Here is an 18,600-nt window from a genome sequence, read left to right on the forward strand (position 1 = left end):
CGCGCAGCCCGCCGACCCGCGGCGGATGGTTTCAGAACCACGCCCTCAGGCCCGCGACGAACCGCGTCTCCCCGACGCCGTCGCCCTTGGCGCGGGCAAGGTCGGCGGTCGCGCCGAAGGCGCGTTCGTAGGAGACGCCGACGTACGGCGCGAACGTCCGGCGGATCTCATAGCGCAGGCGCAGACCGAACTCGCCGCTCGAGAGGCCCGAGCCGATCGCCAGATCCGCGATGTCCTGGGCGGCGAAGGTGACCTCGGCCCGCGGTTGCAAAACCAGCCGTTGCGCCAGCCGGAAGTCATAGCTGCCGGTGGCCCGGGCCAGAAGGTCGCCCCGGTCGGAGAGGAACACCGCGCCCTCGGCCTCGAACCAGTAGGGCAGCATGGCGTCGACCCCTGCCACGAGGTAGGCCCGCGACCGGGGCTCCACGTCATAACGGACGCCGACCTGCGCGTCGGCGTAGCGGGCGACGGCGCGGGAATAGAGGGCCTGGACCGCCGCGGCCCGAAGGCCCTGGCGCGACCCGCCCTCGCCTTCGGTCTTCACCACCAGGCGATTCAGGTCGCCGCCGAACCAGGCCTCCACGTCCCAGCGATAGCCCTCGCCTTGCGGCGCCCATTCGAGCAGGTCGGCCTGGACCTTGGAGACCCGGGCGCCTCCGTGTTCGCGGGCGAGCGTCGCACGGGCGGCGTCCATCGCCGTCCGGCCATGGATCGCATCGGCCAGCGCGTCGGTGATTGGCGCCGCCGCCGGGGCGTCTCCAACCGCGAGACTTGCGCCCGTCCGGGCGGCCGGCGCTGCGGTCATCGCATGACCGGCGTGCGGATCGGCGGGCGCAGCGTGCCCAGCGTGCGGGTCCGCAGGCATGACATGCCCGGCATGCGGGTCGACCTGGGCGGCCGCGGCGCCGGCCGAGCCTGCCAGAACCATCGTCAGCAAGAACCTGCTCATGCCGATGCGCCGTCCTGCGGCCGCACCTTGACCACCTGAAACATGCCGGCGTGCATGTGGTAGAGCATGTGGCAGTGAAAGGCCCAGTCGCCCGTCTCGGCGGTGAAGTCGAAGGCGACCTTGCCGCCCGGCGCCACGTTCACCGTGTGCTTGCGCGGCATATGTCCGACGGGACCATGCACGAGTTCGAAGAAGTGGCCGTGCAGGTGGATCGGGTGGGTCATCATGGAGTCATTGATCAGCGTCACCCGCACCCGCTCGCCCGCCCGGAAGGAATAGGGCGGCGGGTTCTCACTGAACTTCCAGCCATCGAAACCCCACCAGAACCGCTCCATATTGCCGGTCAGGTGGATTTCCATCGCCCGGTCCGGCGGCCGGACGTCCGGGTTCGCCTCCAGGGCGATCAGGTCCTGGTAGACCAGCACCCGGTGGCCTGCGTCGGCCAGGCCAAGGCCGGGCTCACCGGTGCGGTCCATCGGCATGGGCGCAATCATCTGCACGCCCGGACCCCGCTTGATCTGCGGCGCCCTGGACCAGTCCAGCATGTCCATCGACATCGCCCCCATGTCCGCATGGCCTGACATGTCCATGCCCATGTCGCGCATGGTAAGGACCGGTCGCGGGCGACGCTCCGGAACGGCCGCGCTCATCCCCGCGCGCGGCGCCAAGGTGGCGCGGCCCATGCCGGAGCGGTCGATCGCCTCCGCCACCAGGGTGTAGGCCTTGTCCTCGGTTGGCTGGACGATGACGTCATAGGTTTCGGCGTTGCCGATCTGGAACTCGTCCACCGTCACGGGACGGACGTTCTGACCGTCCGCGGCGACGACGGTCAGCGTTAGGCCGGGAATGCGGACGTTGAAGATCATCTGGGCGGCCGCGTTGATGAACCGCAGCCGCACGCGCTCGCCGGGGGTGAACAGCGCGGTCCAGTTGTCCTGCGGCCCATGGCCATTGACCAGGAAGGTCTGGACCGCGCCCGTGACGTCGGAGATGTCGGTCGCGTCCATCATCATCTGCGCCCACTCAAGGCGCTCAGCCAGGGTCTGGTCCTTGCCCGCCAGCAGCCCGCCGATCGTCTGGCGCTGATAGTTGAAGGCGCCGGGCTGCTGCTTCAGCCGCTTGAAGATCAGGTGCGGGTGCATGGCGCTGTGATCGGACAGGACGACCACATGCTCGCGGTCGAAGGCGACGGGATCGGCGGCCATCGGCGCAATCACGATCGGCGCGTAGAGGCCCTCGGCCTCCTGCAGGCCGGAATGGCTGTGGTACCAGTAGGTCCCGGACTGGATCACGGGGAAGTCGTAGACGAAGGTCTCGCCGGGCGGGATTCCCGGAAAGCTGAGCCCCGGCACCCCATCCATCGCAGAGGGCACGAGCAGGCCGTGCCAGTGGATGGAGCTTGCTTCCTCCAGGGTGTTCGTCACCGAGATGCGCGCGCGCTGGCCTTGCGTCAGGCGTAGCAAGGGGCCAGGGACCGCGCCATTGACGCTCACCGCGTGGCGGGCCTTTCCGTCGATGTGGATCATCGCGTGGCCGATGACGAGCTTGATGTCCTCCCCGGAAAGGGTCGACGGCGCAGTCGCAGCCCCAGTCGACGCTGTCATCGCCCAGCCCGGCGACCACGCCGCCATCGCCGCGCCGCTGCTCAGCAGGCCTACGCCCCGCAGGATGTCGCGGCGATCGGGGGCGAGGCGGCGTGGAGGCATCACAAGTCCTGGATGATCAGTCGCGCGAACGCTCGCGGTTCGCCTGGCCCTTTCAAATCGGGTTGCGAACGGCGCCGTCAAGTCTCGCCGCGCGCTGAGGCCTCACCAGCGCCAATTCTGCGCCACGCGGCTAACGGCTCCTCGAAGCGGAGGGGGCGCGCCATCGTCCGGCAAAGCAATTGCGACATTACCGAGCGACCGCCTTGGCTTTCGCCAGCCACTCGGCGCGGGCGGCGACGGCGAGGCCCGGAAAGTCGCTGAAAACACCATCGACCCCGGCGTCGAAGGCCCGGAAAAGCTCGGTCCGCAGGTCGCCGGCCGCCGCCAGGCTGGCCGGATCCTCGCCCGTCGCGCTACGCAGGTCCACGGGCAGAAAAACGTTCTCCCGGCGGAACGTGTAGGGGTGGACGAAGAGGCCCATCGCATGGGCGTCGCGCACCAGGCTGGAGACCGGCGCGGAGCGACCCGCCGCGTCGCGAGGCAGGACCATGATCTTGTCGGGACCAATCCCGTCGGCGTAGCGCGCCACCGCCGCCAGACCGCCGGGGGTCGCCAGCTGGGCGTATGTGGGACCATTCGGACCGGAGTCGGCCGGCGCGCCCATAGGCGACATCAGGAGCACCTGGCGCACGGCGATCCGCGCACGGACCTTGCGCAGCGCCCCGGGCTCGAAGCTCTGCAGGATGAAGGGCCCAGCGGGGTCGTCGAGGCGGAACGCGCGAACGGCGGCCGCAAGCTTGGCCTCCATCGGCAGGCCGAGGTCGTCAAAATAACTCGGGTGCTTCAGCTCGGCGTAGACTCCGACCACGCGGCCGCGCCTGGCCCCCTCGGTCCGCGCCAGGTCCAGCACCTCTGCGAACGTCAGGATGGGATCGACCCCGTCGAAGGCCGCGCTGGCTGGCCGCAGCTGCGGCAGCAGCTCCCGCGCTCGCAGCGTCTTCAACTCATCCAGGGTGAAGTCTTCGGTGAACCAGCCCTCGATCCGCTGGCCGTCCACCGTTTTGACGGTCTTGCGGCCGACGAATTCCCGGTGGGCGGCGACGTCGGTCGTGCCGCCGATCTCATTCTCGTGGCGATCGACCAGCACCCCGTCGCGAGTCATCACCAGGTCGGGCTCGATGAAGTCCGCGCCCTGCGCGATCGCCAGGCGATAGCTGGAGGCGGTATGCTCGGGGCGCTCGCCGGAGGCGCCGCGATGGCCGATGATGATCGGCTCGCGCCCCATCGGCGTCTGCGCACTCGCCGCGCCGACGCAGGCGAGCACAAGGCTCGCGCCGAGGATCAATGTCTTCAGTATCCGCATGGCCGGCGCTCCGTTCCTAGGCGCGCTAGCCTGGAGTTGTGTCAAACCTGTGAGAAGCGCGCCAGACGCGCCTCCAGCCCGTCGCGGACCGCGGGCCATTCCTCGGCCAGGATCGAGAAGACAACGGTGTCGCGCACCCGCCCAGTCCAGCAGACTCGGTCCTGCCGCAGGATGCCCTCCTGCGTTGCGCCAAGCTTCAGCACCGCGGCGCGAGACCGCGCATTGATCGCATCGACGTTCAGCCGCACCCGGCGCGCGCCGGCCGCGAACGCCGAGTCCAGCAACAGACGCTTGGCCGCCGGATTGACCGGGCCGCCACGCACCTCGGGACGATAGTAGGTGCCGCCGATCTCCACAGACCCGTTCGCAGGCGACAGTTGCATGAAGCAGGTCAGGCCGACACAGCGCCCCTCAGCGACCACGGCGTAGTTCATCGACTGGCCAGAGGCCTGGGTTGCGGCGAAGGCGGCCCAGGTCGCGTCGAAATGATCTGGATCCCAGGAAATTGGATAGAGGGTCTTCCAGACCTCGTCGTCAGCCGAGCAGGCTTCGTACAGATCGTCACGATGCTGCTCACCCAGGGCCTCAAGGCGCACGAACGCGTCCTCCAGCACCTGTTGCTCAAGTTGCATGACGCCTCCCCCGACAGTCGGACGGCGGCCTGGCGACGGCCGCGCCTACTTTGCGAAGATGGCTTTGTCGTCGCCGAAGGCCTTGAACTCAAGGGCGTTTCCCGAAGGATCCAGGAAGAACATCGTCGCCTGTTCGCCGGCCTGGCCTTTGAAGCGGACGTAGGGTTCGATGACAAAGGCCGTGCCCGCCGCCTTCAGGCGCTCGGCCAGGGCCTCCCAGTCGACGAAGTCAAGGATGACGCCGAAGTGCGGCACCGGCACGTCGTGCTCGTCCACGGAATTGGCGTGCGTCGGTCCGGCGTGCGGGCTCAGGTGGGCGACGATCTGATGGCCATAGAGGTTGAAATCCACCCATTCGTCAGCACTGCGGCCCTCCGGACAGCCCAGGGTCTCGCCGTAGAACTGCCGGGCGACGGCGATGTCATGCACGGGAAAGGCGATATGGAAGGGACGCATCAGCGGGCTCCGGCAGGTGACAGCGTCAAATTTACCTGATCCTGATGCTACGAATAGCGGGTGGTTGAGCAAGTTCACATGCGTACTAGTCATGAAAACCCAAATGGCGCGGCGCACATTCTGGCGGCATTGCCGGCCTTCGAGGCCGCCGCGCGCCTGGTCAGCTTCACCCGCGCCGCCCGTGAGCTGGGCCTCACTCAAAGCGGCCTGTCGCGCCGGATCAGCACCCTGGAACGTTGGCTGGGCGCACCGCTCTTCACCCGTCGCGGGCGCGCCATTGCGCTCACCGAGGACGGCCTGCGTTTCGCCGCCACGGCGGGTGAGACCATCCGTCAGCTGGAGCAGGCCCGGGCCGCTTTCGGCGCCGGCCTGCAAGGTGCGGTGCGGGTCGGCGCCCTGCCGTCCATCGGCGGGCTCTGGCTCGCGCCCCGTCTCCCGCGGTTCCTGGCCGTCGAACCCGAGGTCACGGTCTCCGTCGTGACCATCGGCGCCGACTTCTCCGATGCGCCCAAGGACCCGGTGACCTGGGATCCCTCCGCCGTCGACGTGGCGCTGACCTGGGGCCGGGGCGGATGGCGGCCCTTGCAGACGCGCGCGCTCCTGGCCGAGCGGATGACGCCGGTTTGCGCGCCAGGGGTGTTGGCGGGCCTGCCGGGCGCGACCCTGGCCGACCTCGCTGCTGCGCCGCGCCTGGGTCACTCCAGCCGACAGGACGCGTGGGCCGGCTACTTCGCCAGCCAGGGCGCGCCCGCGCCGCCCAGCACGCCGCGGGTCGATCTCGAACATTTCTTCATGCTGCGCGAAGCCGCCCGCGCCGGCGCCGGCGTCAGCCTGATGCCGCTGCTCTTCGCCGAGGACGACCTGGCCGCTGGCCGGCTGGTCGCCGCCTGGCCGGTCTGGACCACGGGCGGCGGCTACGCTGTCGTCGGCAGCGCTGCGGCCCTCTCACGCCCAGCTGTGGCGGCCTTCGTGCGATGGCTGGAGGCCGAGGCCGGGGACGCCTAGATGTCGTTTCCAAGAAGGTTGTTCACCCTTGTCCAGGGTGAGAGTCCGCCGATGCCGGCGTGAGGTCGGCTGAGGTTGTAGGCGTCGATCCAGGGTCCGATGGCTTGGGCGCGTTCAGCCGATGAGCTGTAGGGCTTGGCGTAGGCCCACTCCCTGAGGCTGGTCTGGATGAAGCGCTCGGCCTTGCCGTTGGTCCTGGGCGTGTACGGCCGGGTGCGGACGTGGCGGGCGCCGGCGGCCTGCAGGGCGTTGGCGAAGAGCTTGGAACGGTAGGCCGAGCCGTTGTCGGTCATCACCCGCTCGACGCGGACGCCGCAACGGCCGAGCCAGGCCAGGGCGCGTTCGAGGAAGCCGGTGGTGTCGAGTTGGCCTTCCGAAGACAGGATCTCGGTGTAGGCCAGGCGCGAAGCGTCATCGACGCAGACGTGCAGGAAGTCCCAGCCAGCGCGGCGCGAGCGGCCGAGCTGGCGGTCGCCGGTGACGCGGTGGCCGGCGACGTCGAAGCGGCCGAGCTTCTTGATATCCAGATGGATCATCGCGCCCGGTCGGCTGTGCTCGTAGCGGATCACCGGCGGCTTCGGATCGAGCGCGGCCAGCTTGCCCAGCCCCTGCCGGCGCAGGATAGCCCCCACCGTCGAGCGGGCCATGCCCAGCGTCCGGGCGATCGCCGGACCGGTCATCCGCTGACGCCGCAGTTGCTCGATCTCAGCCACACGAGCCGCAGCCACCTTGCGCGGACATCGTCGCGGCGCCGAGCTGCGGTCGTGATGCCTTCGCTCGCCGCCGCGACGATGCCGGGCGATCCATTTGCGCGCTGTCCGCAGCGACACCCCTGCCGCCTCCGCCGCCGCCTTCGCCGTCCAGCCTTGCGACACGCGCCGCGCCAGCAGCGCTCGACCCCCAGGCGTCAGACGGGCATTCTGGTGGACGTTCATCCGGGACCTTCCGGGTTAGGAGTTGGAGCTTTGCAACCCCAGCCTCTCAGCCCTGTCCCGGGTGAACAACCTTCATAGCTTCGACACCTAGAGCGCCTCGACGCCTGAAACGCCGGGCTGGGCGGCGGAGACGCGGTAGGTCTTCAGAACCTTGATGGCGAAGGGTTTGCTCCGGATCGTCGAGACCTCCACCAGCTCGGCCACAGCGTCGACGTGGGTCAAGGTCAGTCGGATGAAACCCTTCGCCCGTTGGTCGTTGAACAGGACCTCCGGGTTCTGCAGGGCGATCAGCGCGCCCAAGTCGAAGCTCGGCACATCGTCGCCCCAGCCGGGGCTGGTGATCGAAGTCGTGCCGAACTCGGCCGCCACCAGCTTGCCGGCGTCGTCGTGCAACTCATTGACCCAGAAGGCGTGGCTATCGCCCGACAGGACGAGCGGCCGTGCGTTCGCCGCCGTCATCAGCCCGTAGAGCCGTTCACGGGCGGCGGGGTATCCGTCCCAACTGTCGAGATTGAACGGCAGGTCACGGGTGAACAGCTTCGCCACCCTCTCGACCCGCGGCCGCAGATCCGGAGCCAGGCTGGCCAACGCCATCTTCTGCTGCAGCGGGCTCAGAGCCTCCGTGAGGTTCGGACCACGCACCCTCGCCATCACCACCTGGTTGCCCAGCACCTGCCAGGCCTGACCCATGGCCACCGAACGCTTCAGCGCCCCGCCCAGCCAGGCCTCCTGGGCCCGTCCCAGCAGTTGGCGGCCTGGATCAGCGCGCTTGGCGAGGAAGGCCGCGAAATCCGGGACGGGCGCGCCGTCCGGCCCAACGGCGACGGGCAGGTCGGCCGGATCTTCGTAGGAGAGTTGCTTGTTGCGCCCCTGCAGCCGCGTCTCGACCATGATCAGGCTGGCCAGGTCGCCGAAGCTGAAGGCGCGGTTCACCGCCTCGAAGGCCTGACCCGCCAGCGGATCGCGGATCGGCATCCACTCGTAATAGGCCTGTAGCGCGCGGCCCTTGCGCGCGTTCCAGTCGCCCTCGGCGGCCGGCGTGTGCGCCTCAGCACCGCCGCTCCAGGAATCGTTGGCCGTCTCATGGTCGTCCCAGACGCAGATCCACGGCGCGCGGGCGTGAGCCGCCTGCAGATCGGGGTCGGTCTTGTACTGGGCGTGGCGCTGACGGTAGTCAGCGAGGCTTTCGATCTCGTGCGCCGGCAAATGGCCACGACCCAGCGGCGCGCCGGTCTTGCCGCCATAGTCTTGGGGCGCTGCGCCCGCTTCGTAGATGTAGTCGCCCAGGTGCGTGACCACGTCGAGCCGGTCGGACATGGCCAGCGCCTGGTAGGCGTTGAACAGGCCGCCCTGGTAGAGCGAGCAGGACACGACCCCCATCACCACCTTGTCCGTGGGCCCTAGCGGCAAGGTCCGCGTACGGCCGATCCCGGAGACCGCGCCACCGGCTTCGAAGCGGTACCAATAGTCCTGGCCCGCCTGCAGCCCCTCGGCGACAACCTTCACCGTGAAGTCGCGAGCCGCGTCCGTAACGGTCTCGCCCTTCGCGACAACCTGGCTCAGCGTGGCGTCCGTCCATAGCGCCCAACGCACCGCGATCCGCGCAGCCGGATCGCCAGGCGTCACGCGGGTCCACAACAGCACGCTGTCAGCGGCGGGGTCGCCGGAGGCGACGCCATGGGCGAACGACGCCTGGATCCGCGCCTGCGCGCCGGCCGGCGCAGCGGCGGCGACGCCAAGGAGCGCGAGCGCGTCGCGGCGATTGAGTTTCATCGGAGACCTCAGCGGCGGAAAGTAACCGACAGGCCCCAGAATCGGGGCTCGCCGGCGATGAATGTCGGGATGCCAAAGGTGTCGCCGGTGTTGCCCGCGTCCTTCAGGTACGTCTTGTCGAACAGGTTGGTCACGAAGGCCTCCACGCTCCACGTCGCGTCATGGGCCGTGTAGCCGACCCGCAAATTAGCCAGGCCGTAGCTCGCCTGCAGCTCATCCTGGGCGGCGTCGGGGACCAGATTGTCGCGTTGCAGGGCGGCGATGTCATTGTCGTCGTCAAAGAAGACCTTCGATTGCCAGGTGTAGAGCGGCCGCACGCTGAACTCGCCGCCACGGACCGGGATGCGCCAGTCCGCGCCGAGCGAGGCGGTGTGATCAGGCGACAGGCGGAAGCGGTTGTCCTCGAACAGGCCGTTGCCGAACCGCGAGTGGTTGTAGGCGTAGGTGGCGTTGACCGTCAGATGGTCGGCCGCCTGCAGGGTCGCCTGTCCCTCGAAGCCGTAGGCCTTGGCCTCGCCAGCGTTGGCGGTGACCAGCTGGGCGTTCTGCTGGATCGTTGTCTGGAAGTTATTGTAATCGTAGTGATAAAGCGCGCCATCCAGGGCCAGGCGGCCGCCGATGAAGCGACCCTTGGCGCCGAGCTCGAAGGAGTCGACCGTCTCGGCGGCGACCTCGGTGAAGCGCGCCGCGCCGCCGGGCGCGGCGGGCGCGGCGGGCGACATCACCTTGGGCCGGCGGCCACGGGCGTAGGTCGCATAGAGGTTGGCGTTGGGCGACAGCGCCTGCTTGGCCGAAACCCGCCAGGTGAAGCCCTCGTCCGTGAAGTCGCTGGTCTGCAGCGCGCCGGCGCCCGCGCTGGGTTGCGAGAACAGGCCAAACATCGGAACGGGAAACTGCGCCGAGGTCGGGATCAGCGCCGCGCCCGGCGCGCTGAGGCCCGCGAGCAGGGCCGCCCGCACCGCCGCCGGTTGCGAGAGCGCGCCGATGAAGCCGCCCAGCACGCTTCGGCCGCCCGACACCGTGGACGCGTAGCCGGCGCTACGGTCATCGCGCGTGTAGCGCAGGCCGCCGGTCAGCTCGAGGCTGCCCGTCGCCTTGAAGGTGACGTCGCCATAGATGTCCCAGGCGTCGGTGTCGCCGCTGTTGATGTAGCTCTCGCGGTGGTCCGTCCGCAGATTGGCGGCGATCGCCTGGGCCTGGGCGCTGGACACGGCCACGCCGCTGGCGGCGGCCAAGCCCTGCAGTAGCGCGCCTGCGAAGGCGTTCGAGCCGGTCACGGCGGACGGCTGCGGGTTCGGCCGCGACAGCTGACCGGTCAGCAGCGCAAGGGCGGTGCGCTCGTCGAACTGCAGCGGCACGCGCTGCGAACCATCCTCATGGAAGTAGTTCACTCCGACGAAGCCGCTCCAACGGCCGCCGGCGTTGTAGTTCAGCCGGATTTCCTGACTCGCCTGGCGTCCGCGGGCGTCCTCGCCGAAGACGAACAAGGGCGCCGAGAAGCCATCTGCGTCGAAGATCTCCAGCGCATCGAACCGGCGATAGGCGCTGACCGAATTCAGAGTGAGCGCGTCCGTCAGGTCGAAGCTCAGCAGGCCGGTCACGCTCCACAGCTCGCGATCCAGACCGAGCGGCCGCCCGCCCTCGAACCCGGCCGTTGTTGAAAGCGCGGCCGGGCTCTCGGCGGGGCGGTCGCCCAGCACCATTCCAGTGAGCGGATCGGTCGGGTTGAAGGTCATCGACTTGAACGACGTGCCGGACGGATCGTCCTTCTGGTAGTTCAGCAGCAGGTCGGCGTTGAACCGCTCGCCGTGCGCATTGAGCGCGACCCGATAGGCCTGGGTGTCGACGCTGTTGAAGTCCGTGGCCCCCAGGGCGTTCTCGACGTAGCCGTCGCGGGCCTTCTGCCGGCCGGAGATGCGGAGGGCGGCGTTGTCGCCCAGCGGCGCGTTCAGCATCCCCTCGAAGAGCGTGTAGCCATAATTGCCGACGCTGGCCCGGGCCGTGGCCTCCCAGTCCGATCGCGCCTTGGCCTGGATGACATTCACCGCGCCGATCAGGGCGCCCCGGCCGAACAGCGTCGACTGCGGCCCTTTGGCGATCTCGACCCGCTCGATGTCGAACAGCTCGACGTAGGACCCCCGCGAGCGCGAGATCGAGACGCCATCCTGGTAAACCGACACCCGCGGCTCGGCTGTCGCGTCGCCGGAGTCGGAGGTGATGCCGCGCATCACCAGAGCCGGGTTGTTCGGCGACTGGTTCTGGACCTCGAAGCCCGGGACGATCTGCGCCAACTCCTCGAACTCCTGAACGCCCAGTCGGTCGATGTCAGCGGCCCCATAGGCGGTGAGCGCGAAGGGCACGTCCAGCGCGCGCTGGTCGCGCTTTTGGGCGGTGACGACAAGTTCCTGGACATCGCCGGGGGCGGTCTCGGCGAGCGAGCGCCCGGCGCTCAGCGCCGTGATGCTGGCGGCGGCGATCAGAAGCGCGCGGGTGTTCATGCGGGAATCATCCTCAAGGGGCCTGGCCGCTGCCTAGCGCCCCGCCGTGTCGCTTCGGCCAAGGATAGATGACAGAACGATATCGCACCCAGCGCTTGCGGATGAAGGCGACCGAGCGCTAGCCTGCAGTCTGGTGCGGTCCGTTCGGGCCTTAGCGTTCTGGGAGGGGCGCCAGCGATCATCTAAGGCGATGGCGCGGGTCGAAGACAAGGACAGGTGGCGAGTCAGGACGCAGCTCTGGCGACAGACCGTGGGCGGACGGATGCGCTTCTGAAGCAGCGCGCCGCCCGGCGGCCTGATCGCGCCATGGAGGCCGCAGTCTTGCAGCGCCTGTCCGCATCTCTGACCGAGCGCCCAGGCGAAATTCTTCAGATCCTCGCCGACGAGGCCCTGGCCTTCTGCGACGCCGGCTCGGCTGGCGTCAGCTTGATCAGGCGGGACGGCGACGGCTTCTACTGGCCCGCTATCGCCGGGGCCTGGGCTGGCTTCACCGGCGGCGGCATGCCGCGCGACGGCAGTCCCAGCGCGCGGGTGTTCCGCGAGAACGCGTCCTTGATCTTCCTGAAGCCGGTCGAGATCTTTCCCGCCATCAACGGCGCCGAGCCGCTCATCCGCGAGATGCTGCTCGCGCCCTTCTACGTCGACGGAAGGGCGATCGGCACGGTCTGGCTGCTGGCCCACGAGGGCGGACACCTCTTTGACCGCGAGGACCTGCGTCGGCTCGAGAGCCTCGCGCGGTTCGCTGCATCAGCCTATCTCCCTTACGTCAACGTCGCAGAGCCGCCGCACGCCAGGACTGGACGCCACGAGGTGGAGCGGCTGCGGGCGCTCTACGCCTACGACATTCTCGATACGCCTCCGGAACCCGAGTTCGATGGGCTGGTCCGCCTGGCCACCCACATCTTCGGCACGCGGGTCGCGGTGCTCAGCTTTGTCGATGCGGATCGCCAGTGGTTCAAGGCGCGCGTCGGATTCGATCGCACCAGCGGTTCGCGGTTCGGCTCGGTTGGCGCGGTCGCCGCCGAGGGCGACGAGGATATCGTCGTCATCCCGGACCTGGCTGCCGACCCCCGGACGCAGGACAAGCCTCTGGTCGTCGATGGTCCCGCCCTGCGCTTCTATGCCGGCGCGGTGCTGAAGTCGCCGGCCGGCCACCGGCTGGGCGCGCTCAGCGTGATCGATTCCAAACCGCGGCCCGAGGGTTTGACGGAGGACCAGACCAAGGCGTTAGCCCTGCTCGTGCGGCAGATCATGGCCCTGCTTGAACTCCGCCGGGCGTCGCGCGCCGGCGACGCCACGGTCGTCGAGCAGCCGCGCGCCGACGCCAATGTGACCGAACGCATGCGGGCGGCGGAGTCGCGCCTGCGATCCGCCCAGTCCGCGGCGCGGCTGGGGGCCTTTGAACTGCAAGTGGGCGGCGAGGACGTTTACGCGACGCCCGAGTTCGCCCGCGTGTTCGGTCTCGACGTCCAGGAGACCTTCAAGGCCGAGTTCATCCGTAGCCTGGTGCTGCCGCAGGATCGCGCCATCGCTTCAACGGACAGCTCCCTGGCTAGTGGCTCAGCAGCGACGGACGTTGAGTACCGGATCCGCCGGGCCAGCGACGGCGCCATGCGCTGGGTGCTCAGGCGCGGGGCGTTTGAGACGGACGAGGCCGGCCGGCCGCTGCGTCTGGTGGGCGTGGTCGAAGACGTCACCGACCGAAAGCTCGCCGAGGCGCGGGTCGCGGCCCTCGTAGCGCTCGGCGACGCCCTGCGCGACGCGGAAACTGCGGTCGAGGCGGTCGCCGCAGCCGCCCGGCTGGCCGGCGAGACCCTGGCGGCTGATCGCGCCGGCTACGCGCGCGTCGATGCGGCGGCGGAGCTGTTCAACATTCAAGGCGGCTGGTCGGCCAGGGCCGGTGACAAGGTGCTGGGCAAATTCCCCTTCGCCATGTTCCCGCGCACCGCCGCACGCCTGATAAGCGGGCTGCCGGTGATCGCCTACCGCATCCCTCTCGACTGGTCGCCGATTGAACAGTCGGCCTATCGCGACATCGGCGTGGGCGCGATGATCACCCTTCCGCTCTTGGGCAAGGGCATGCTCGAGGGGGTCCTGTTCATCCACGCCGCGGCGCCCCGTGCGTGGGAACCGGCCGAGATCGCCTTCGTCCAGGCCGTGGCCGACCGGGTGCATGCTTCGGTGGCCAAGCTGCAGGCCGAAAACGAACAGCGCCTGCTCAACCTCGAGCTCAGCCATCGCATGAAGAACACCATGGCGGTGGTGCAGTCGATCGCTCAGATGACCTTGAAGCGCGCGGCTGCGCCCGAGGCCTTGAAAGCCTTCGACGATCGGCTGTCGGCGCTCGCGACCGCCCATGACGTGCTGCTGGGCCAGAACTGGGTGACCGCCCGCATTCGCGCCGTCTGCGAGGCCGCGTTCGCCGCCCACGGCCTCGATCGGGTGTCGATGCAGGGTCCCGAGCTCAACCTCAACGCCCGTAGCGCCCTGAACCTGGCCATGATGCTGCACGAGCTGGTCACCAACGCCAGCAAGTACGGCGCCCTTTCGAACGCCCAGGGGCGCATCGACCTGATCTGGTGCATCGCCGGCTCCGGCCCCGCCGCGCAACTCGCCCTGGCCTGGCGTGAATCCGGCGGCCCGGCCGTGCCTGCGCCGCAGCGCAGCGGCTTCGGCGCGCGGTTGCTCAAGGTTGGTTTCGGCGGCGACAGCGAAAGCCTCGTCGCCTATGCGCCAGAGGGGCTTACGGCGGAATTCACCGTTCCGCTCGCCCAGGTCCTGGAAAGCTAGACCGTCCCGGCCACGCGGCGCCGGCGCGCAACACGGTCATTATTTGTCACGTAAATGCTGCGCAGCAGCAAACCATGCCCCCGACATTGGAGGCTGCGGCGACGGCCCTGCTCCCGACTCCAAGGCCGCCCACGCCTGACGGTTTGTTTGGTCGTCGCCGCGACCTTCCAGTCAACCGGAGGCCAAATTGGAACATCTGCTCGAACGCGCCGCGCTCTTCCGCGAACACGTCTTCCCGGAACAGCGCGCCCTCTACGCCAGGCTCGCCAGTGACGGTCAGAGCCCGAAGGCGCTGATGATCTCCTGCGCCGACAGCCGCGTGATCCCCGAACTGATCATGCAGGCCGAGCCCGGCGAGCTCTTCGTTTGCCGTAACGCCGGCAACATCGTCCCGCCCTTCAGCCAGGCTAACGGCGGGGTCTCCTCCGCCGTCGAATACGCCGTCGTCGCCCTGGGCGTGCGCGACATCATCGTCTGCGGCCACTCCGACTGCGGGGCGATGAAGGCCTTCTCCAACCCTGAAGCCCTGGAGAAGATGCCCAACGTCGCCGCCTGGCTGCGCCACGCCCACGCCGCCCATAGCGTCGTCTGCTCGGCCTACCACGACCTCGACGGCAGGGAGGCGACCCACGCCCTCTCTCTCGAGAACGTCGTCGTCCAGATCAACCACCTGCGCACCCACCCCTCGGTCGCCTCGGCGATCGCCCGCGGCGACCTGACCCTTCACGGCTGGTTCTTCGACATTGAGACCGGCGAGATCCTCGCCCTCGACGGCGACACCGGCCAGTTCGTCCACGTCCGCGAGAGCGCGACCCTGCCGGTCGCGCTTCCCGCCCGGCCGCGCCTCGCCGCCGCCCAATCTCCCCGCATCGAGGCCGCATGAGCTCTGATAACGTCAACGATGGACCGATGACCGCCGCCGAGGCGCCGGATCCGGCCACCGTCAAGATCGCGCCGGCCCCGGACGCCCGCGCCGAGAAGACGCTGACGCGCGACCTTGTCTCCTCGGTCGTCGTCTTCCTGGTCGCCCTGCCGCTGTGCATGGGCATCGCCGTCGCCTCCGGCGTGCCGGCCGAAAAGGGCCTGATCACCGGGATCATCGGCGGCATTGTCGTCGGCGCTCTGGCCGGCTCGCCCCTTCAGGTCAGCGGCCCCGCCGCGGGCCTGGCCGTCATCGTCTTCGAACTGGTCCAGCGCTTCGGCCTGGGCATGCTGGGGCCGATCCTGGTCCTCGCCGGCATGATCCAGCTGGCCGCCGGCGCGCTCCGGCTTGGTCAATGGTTCCGCGCCATTTCGCCGGCCGTCGTGCACGGCATGCTGGCCGGGATCGGCATCCTGATCGTCGCGGGCCAGGCCCACGTCCTCTTCGGCAATGGCCCTGGCCCGCACGGCCTCGACAACCTGCTGGCGATCCCCGCGGCGTTCGGCACCCTGAACCTGGGCGACCTCGGCGCGACTGAAGCCGCCTTCGGGGTAGGCCTCGTCACCATCATCGGCATGCTGGCCTGGGAGAAGCTGCGCCCGGCCAGGCTCAAGGTCGTTCCGGGCGCCTTGCTGGGCGTCCTGGCCGCGACCATCCTGACCCAGGCGTTCAACCTGCCGGTCAAGCTGGTCGAAGTGCCGGCCTCCATCGCCGCCGCGGTCCAGGTGCCGACGCTCGCGAACTTCGCGCGCCTGGCCGAACCGACGATCTTCATCACCGCCATCGCCATCGCCTTCATCGCCTCGGCCGAGACCCTGCTCTCGGCCGCCGCCGTGGATCGCATGCACACCGGCCCGCGCACCAAGTACAACAAGGAGCTCGGCGCCCAGGGCATCGGCAACATGCTCTGCGGCCTGGCCGGCGCCCTGCCGATGACCGGCGTGATCGTGCGCTCCTCGGCCAACGTCCAGGCCGGCGCGCGGACCCGCATGTCGGCCATTTTCCACGGTGTGTGGATTCTCGGCCTCGTCGCCCTGCTGCCCTGGCTCCTGCGGTTGATCCCGGCCCCGGCGCTGGCCGGCGTGCTGGTGGTCACGGGCTGGCGCCTGGTCAGCTTCGACCACGCCAAGCACCTGTTCGCCCGCCACGGCCTGTTGCCCACCATCACCTGGGCCGTGACCCTGGTCATGGTGGTCGCCACCGACCTCCTGACCGGCGTGCTGATCGGCATGGCCCTGACCGTGGTCGAGCTGATCCCCTCGATCCGCCGCATGGGCCTGCGCATCAGGGACCAGGCCGCCGGCGAACATCACCGCGAGGTCAGCCTCGAAGGCTCGGCGACCTTCCTGCACCTGCCGCGTCTGGCCAAGGTGCTGGAAGCCGCGCCCAACAGCAGCCCGATCCGGCTGAACCTGGAGCGCGTCGGCATGCTCGACCACACCATGGCCGAGATGCTCACCGAGTGGCTGAAAGGCCGCAGGCGCGTCTCTGCGCCGGTCGAGGTCATGGCCGACGAGCCCATGCGCCGCCGCCTGGCGCTGGAAGGCGAGCACTAGGTCTCGACTTCAGCAGATCGCGAGAGGGCCGGGCGGCGACGCCCGGCCCTTTTCGCATCAGCCCGCCATCAGCGGGAAGGCGCCCGTCGCCATGGCCGCGACCAGCATCACGGCGCACGCCGCCAGGGCCCAGGGGAAGGTGAAGCGCTGGTGCTCGCCCAGTTCGATGCCGCTCAGGCCGACCAGCAGATAGGTCGAGGCCACCAGCGGGCTCAGCAGGTGGATCTGCTGGCCGACCAGCGAGGCCCGCGCCACCGCCTCGACCGGCACGCCATAGGTCGCCGCCGCCTGGGCCAGCGTCGGCAGGACGCCGAAATAGAAGGCGTCGTTCGAGATCAGGAAGGTGAAGGGCATGCTCACCAGGGCGGTGATCGGCGCCATGAACGGCCCCAGCTGCGGCGGGATCGCGCCGGAGACGGCGTTCGCCATGGCCTCGCCCATGCCAGTCCCCGACAGCACGCCCATGAAACAGCCCGCCGCGAAGATCAGGCTGACCACGGCCACGGCGTTGCCGGCGTTGGCGGCGATCCGTCGGCGCTGCTCGCCCAGGGCCGGATAGTTGATCATCAGGGCCGCGGCGAAGGCCAGGATGAACAGGATCGGCAGCGGCATCAGCCCCATCACCAGGGCCGCCATCAGCGCGGCGGTCAACGCGAAGTTCACCCACACCAGCCGCGGGCGCAGCGTCGAGGGATCGCGAGTGCGGTCCGCCTCCAGGATCGCCGCCGTCGCCTCCTCAACCGTATCGGCGTCGGCCAGGACGGTCTCCTCGGCGCCCAGCCGGGCCAGCCGCGCCTTCTCCTGGCGGCCGAAGACATAGGCCGTGAACAGCACCCAGGCGGCGCAGGCCGCCATGGCCGGGATCAGCGGGGTGAACACCACCGCCGGGTCGAGCTTCAGCGCGCTCGCCGCCCGCGCGGTCGGTCCGCCCCACGGCAGGAGGTTGGTCACCGCGGCGGCCATGATGATCACGCAGGCCATCTTGCGCATGTCGAGCCTGAGGCTGCGGTAGAGCGGCGCCATGGCGGCGGCCGTGATCATATAGGTCGTCGCCCCATCGCCATCGATCGACACGATGAGCGCCAGCGCAGCCGTGCCCACCAGGATCTTCACCGGGTCGTCGCCCACGATCCGGACGATCCGCGCCACCAGGGGGTCGAACAGGCCGGCGTCGATCATGATCCCGAAATAGAGGATGGCGAACAACAGCATGATGCCGGTGGGCGCGAGATCCTTGACGCCTTCCAGCATCATCGGTCCCAGGCCCGCCGCATGGCCGGCGATCACCCCGAAGGCGGCCGGCACCAGGATCAGCGCCGCCAGCGCCGACAGCCGCTTGGTCATGATCATCGCCATGAAGACGAAGACCATCGCAAAGGCGAGCAAGGCCAGCATTGGAACCCCCCAGGATTATCGCCCCGTTCGAAAGGTTGAGCCCGGTTCTGTCAACCTTGCCTGCTCGGCTTCGCAACGGGGAAACTCAGACGAACACCGTGTCGAGATGGGCCTTGATCATGGCGGGCAGGTCGACGCTCGCCGTGGTCGGCAGGAGATCGCGCGCCAGCGCCGAGAGCAGCACCGGCGCGATCAGCAGCTGCGGGAACTGCGCGGTCTCCGCGACGCGCAACTCGCCGCGATCGGCCGCACGCCGCATCAGGGCGACCAGCTTGGCCGCCGTCGGGACCACGACCTCGTCGCGATAGAACTGGGTCAGCTCCGGAAACCGGATCGTCTCGGCCAGGATCAGCCGCACCACATCGCCCTTCCGCGTCGTCATCGCCTGCCGCGCCATGGCCAGCATCACGCTTTCGACCGCCGTCCTCGGCGGAATCTGCGCGTCGTCGATCATCGCGCCGATCGTCTGCGCCAAGGGGCCCATCTCCGCGCGGATCGCCTCGGCGAACAACTCGGCCTTGTCGCGGAACCCCAGATAGACCGTGCCCTTGGCGACGCCGGCGCGGGCCGCCACATCCTCGATCCGGGCGGCCGCAAAGCCCTTGGCGATGAACGCCTCGATCGCCGCCTCCAACACCGCCTGGCGCCGGGCCAGGGCCATCTGCTCGCGCTTGTTCACC

The 18,600-nt window shown here is 69.2% G+C and carries 14 protein-coding genes; 4 read left to right on the top strand and 10 right to left on the bottom strand.

From position 1 onward, the window contains the following. Window positions 1-31: 31 nt before the first annotated feature. The 5 genes from BN1313_RS11900 to BN1313_RS11920 all read right to left on the bottom strand — a co-directional run bounded on the left by BN1313_RS11900 (window position 32) and on the right by BN1313_RS11920 (window position 5,046). Window positions 32-949, bottom strand: coding sequence for a copper resistance protein B (locus BN1313_RS11900; protein WP_091740846.1), 918 nt, complete (start codon window positions 947-949; stop codon window positions 32-34). Further along, entirely contained in the window at window positions 946-2,655 is a 1,710-nt protein-coding gene (locus tag BN1313_RS11905) for a copper resistance system multicopper oxidase (protein WP_091740849.1), read from the bottom strand. Before BN1313_RS11905 ends, BN1313_RS11900 begins: the two co-directional genes overlap by 4 nt. A gap of 187 nt (window positions 2,656-2,842) precedes the next feature. Then, window positions 2,843-3,958: a glycerophosphodiester phosphodiesterase gene (locus BN1313_RS11910; RefSeq protein WP_091740853.1), complete on the bottom strand. Its 1,116-nt coding sequence runs from the start codon at window positions 3,956-3,958 to the stop codon at window positions 2,843-2,845. A 41-nt stretch (window positions 3,959-3,999) separates the two neighbouring features. Beyond that, window positions 4,000-4,590, bottom strand: coding sequence for a GNAT family N-acetyltransferase (locus BN1313_RS11915; protein ID WP_091740856.1), 591 nt, complete (start codon window positions 4,588-4,590; stop codon window positions 4,000-4,002). 45 nt (window positions 4,591-4,635) lie between these two features. After that, a complete protein-coding gene (locus tag BN1313_RS11920; protein WP_091740859.1) occupies window positions 4,636-5,046 on the bottom strand; it encodes a VOC family protein in 411 nt (136 codons plus the stop codon). A 78-nt stretch (window positions 5,047-5,124) separates the two neighbouring features. Here BN1313_RS11920 and BN1313_RS11925 point away from each other — a divergent pair, with 78 nt between their 5' ends. Next, window positions 5,125-6,051 (top strand): LysR substrate-binding domain-containing protein, encoded by a 927-nt coding sequence (locus tag BN1313_RS11925; protein ID WP_091740863.1) that lies wholly within the window; start codon window positions 5,125-5,127, stop codon window positions 6,049-6,051. Here the strand turns inward: BN1313_RS11925 and BN1313_RS11930 are convergent. The 3 genes from BN1313_RS11930 to BN1313_RS11940 all read right to left on the bottom strand — a co-directional run bounded on the left by BN1313_RS11930 (window position 6,048) and on the right by BN1313_RS11940 (window position 11,257). Then, on the bottom strand, window positions 6,048-6,986 hold the full coding sequence (locus BN1313_RS11930) for an IS481 family transposase (RefSeq protein ID WP_091737313.1): 939 nt from the start codon (window positions 6,984-6,986) through the stop codon (window positions 6,048-6,050). The genes BN1313_RS11925 and BN1313_RS11930 overlap by 4 nt on opposite strands. Before the next feature lie 87 nt (window positions 6,987-7,073). Then, window positions 7,074-8,759, bottom strand: coding sequence for an alkaline phosphatase D family protein (locus tag BN1313_RS11935; protein ID WP_091740866.1), 1,686 nt, complete (start codon window positions 8,757-8,759; stop codon window positions 7,074-7,076). 8 nt (window positions 8,760-8,767) lie between these two features. Then, entirely contained in the window at window positions 8,768-11,257 is a 2,490-nt protein-coding gene (locus BN1313_RS11940) for a TonB-dependent receptor (protein ID WP_091740869.1), read from the bottom strand. A gap of 216 nt (window positions 11,258-11,473) precedes the next feature. Between BN1313_RS11940 and BN1313_RS11945 the strand changes: the two genes are divergently transcribed. From BN1313_RS11945 to BN1313_RS11955, 3 genes are all read left to right on the top strand, one after another. Further along, window positions 11,474-14,047, top strand: a complete 2,574-nt coding sequence (locus tag BN1313_RS11945; RefSeq protein ID WP_141653134.1) for a GAF domain-containing protein — start codon at window positions 11,474-11,476, stop codon at window positions 14,045-14,047. Window positions 14,048-14,234: 187 nt separating this feature from the next. After that, window positions 14,235-14,930, top strand: coding sequence for a carbonic anhydrase (locus BN1313_RS11950; RefSeq protein ID WP_176695989.1), 696 nt, complete (start codon window positions 14,235-14,237; stop codon window positions 14,928-14,930). After that, the gene (locus BN1313_RS11955) at window positions 14,927-16,525 is read left to right on the top strand and encodes a SulP family inorganic anion transporter (protein WP_245620182.1); all 1,599 of its coding nucleotides are present in this window, start codon (window positions 14,927-14,929) and stop codon (window positions 16,523-16,525) included. Before BN1313_RS11950 ends, BN1313_RS11955 begins: the two co-directional genes overlap by 4 nt. A gap of 57 nt (window positions 16,526-16,582) precedes the next feature. Here the strand turns inward: BN1313_RS11955 and BN1313_RS11960 are convergent, their stop codons facing one another. Together BN1313_RS11960 and BN1313_RS11965 are read right to left on the bottom strand one after the other, a co-directional pair. Continuing rightward, window positions 16,583-17,920: a CitMHS family transporter gene (locus BN1313_RS11960; RefSeq protein WP_091740875.1), complete on the bottom strand. Its 1,338-nt coding sequence runs from the start codon at window positions 17,918-17,920 to the stop codon at window positions 16,583-16,585. Between the two features lie 85 nt (window positions 17,921-18,005). Continuing rightward, window positions 18,006-18,599 carry a TetR/AcrR family transcriptional regulator gene (locus BN1313_RS11965; RefSeq protein ID WP_091740878.1) on the bottom strand — a complete coding sequence of 198 codons (594 nt, stop codon included), beginning with the start codon at window positions 18,597-18,599 and terminating at the stop codon, window positions 18,006-18,008. Window position 18,600 lies beyond the last annotated feature (1 nt).

Source organism: Phenylobacterium immobile (ATCC 35973), from assembly GCF_001375595.1.
Taxonomy (GTDB): domain Bacteria; phylum Pseudomonadota; class Alphaproteobacteria; order Caulobacterales; family Caulobacteraceae; genus Phenylobacterium; species Phenylobacterium immobile.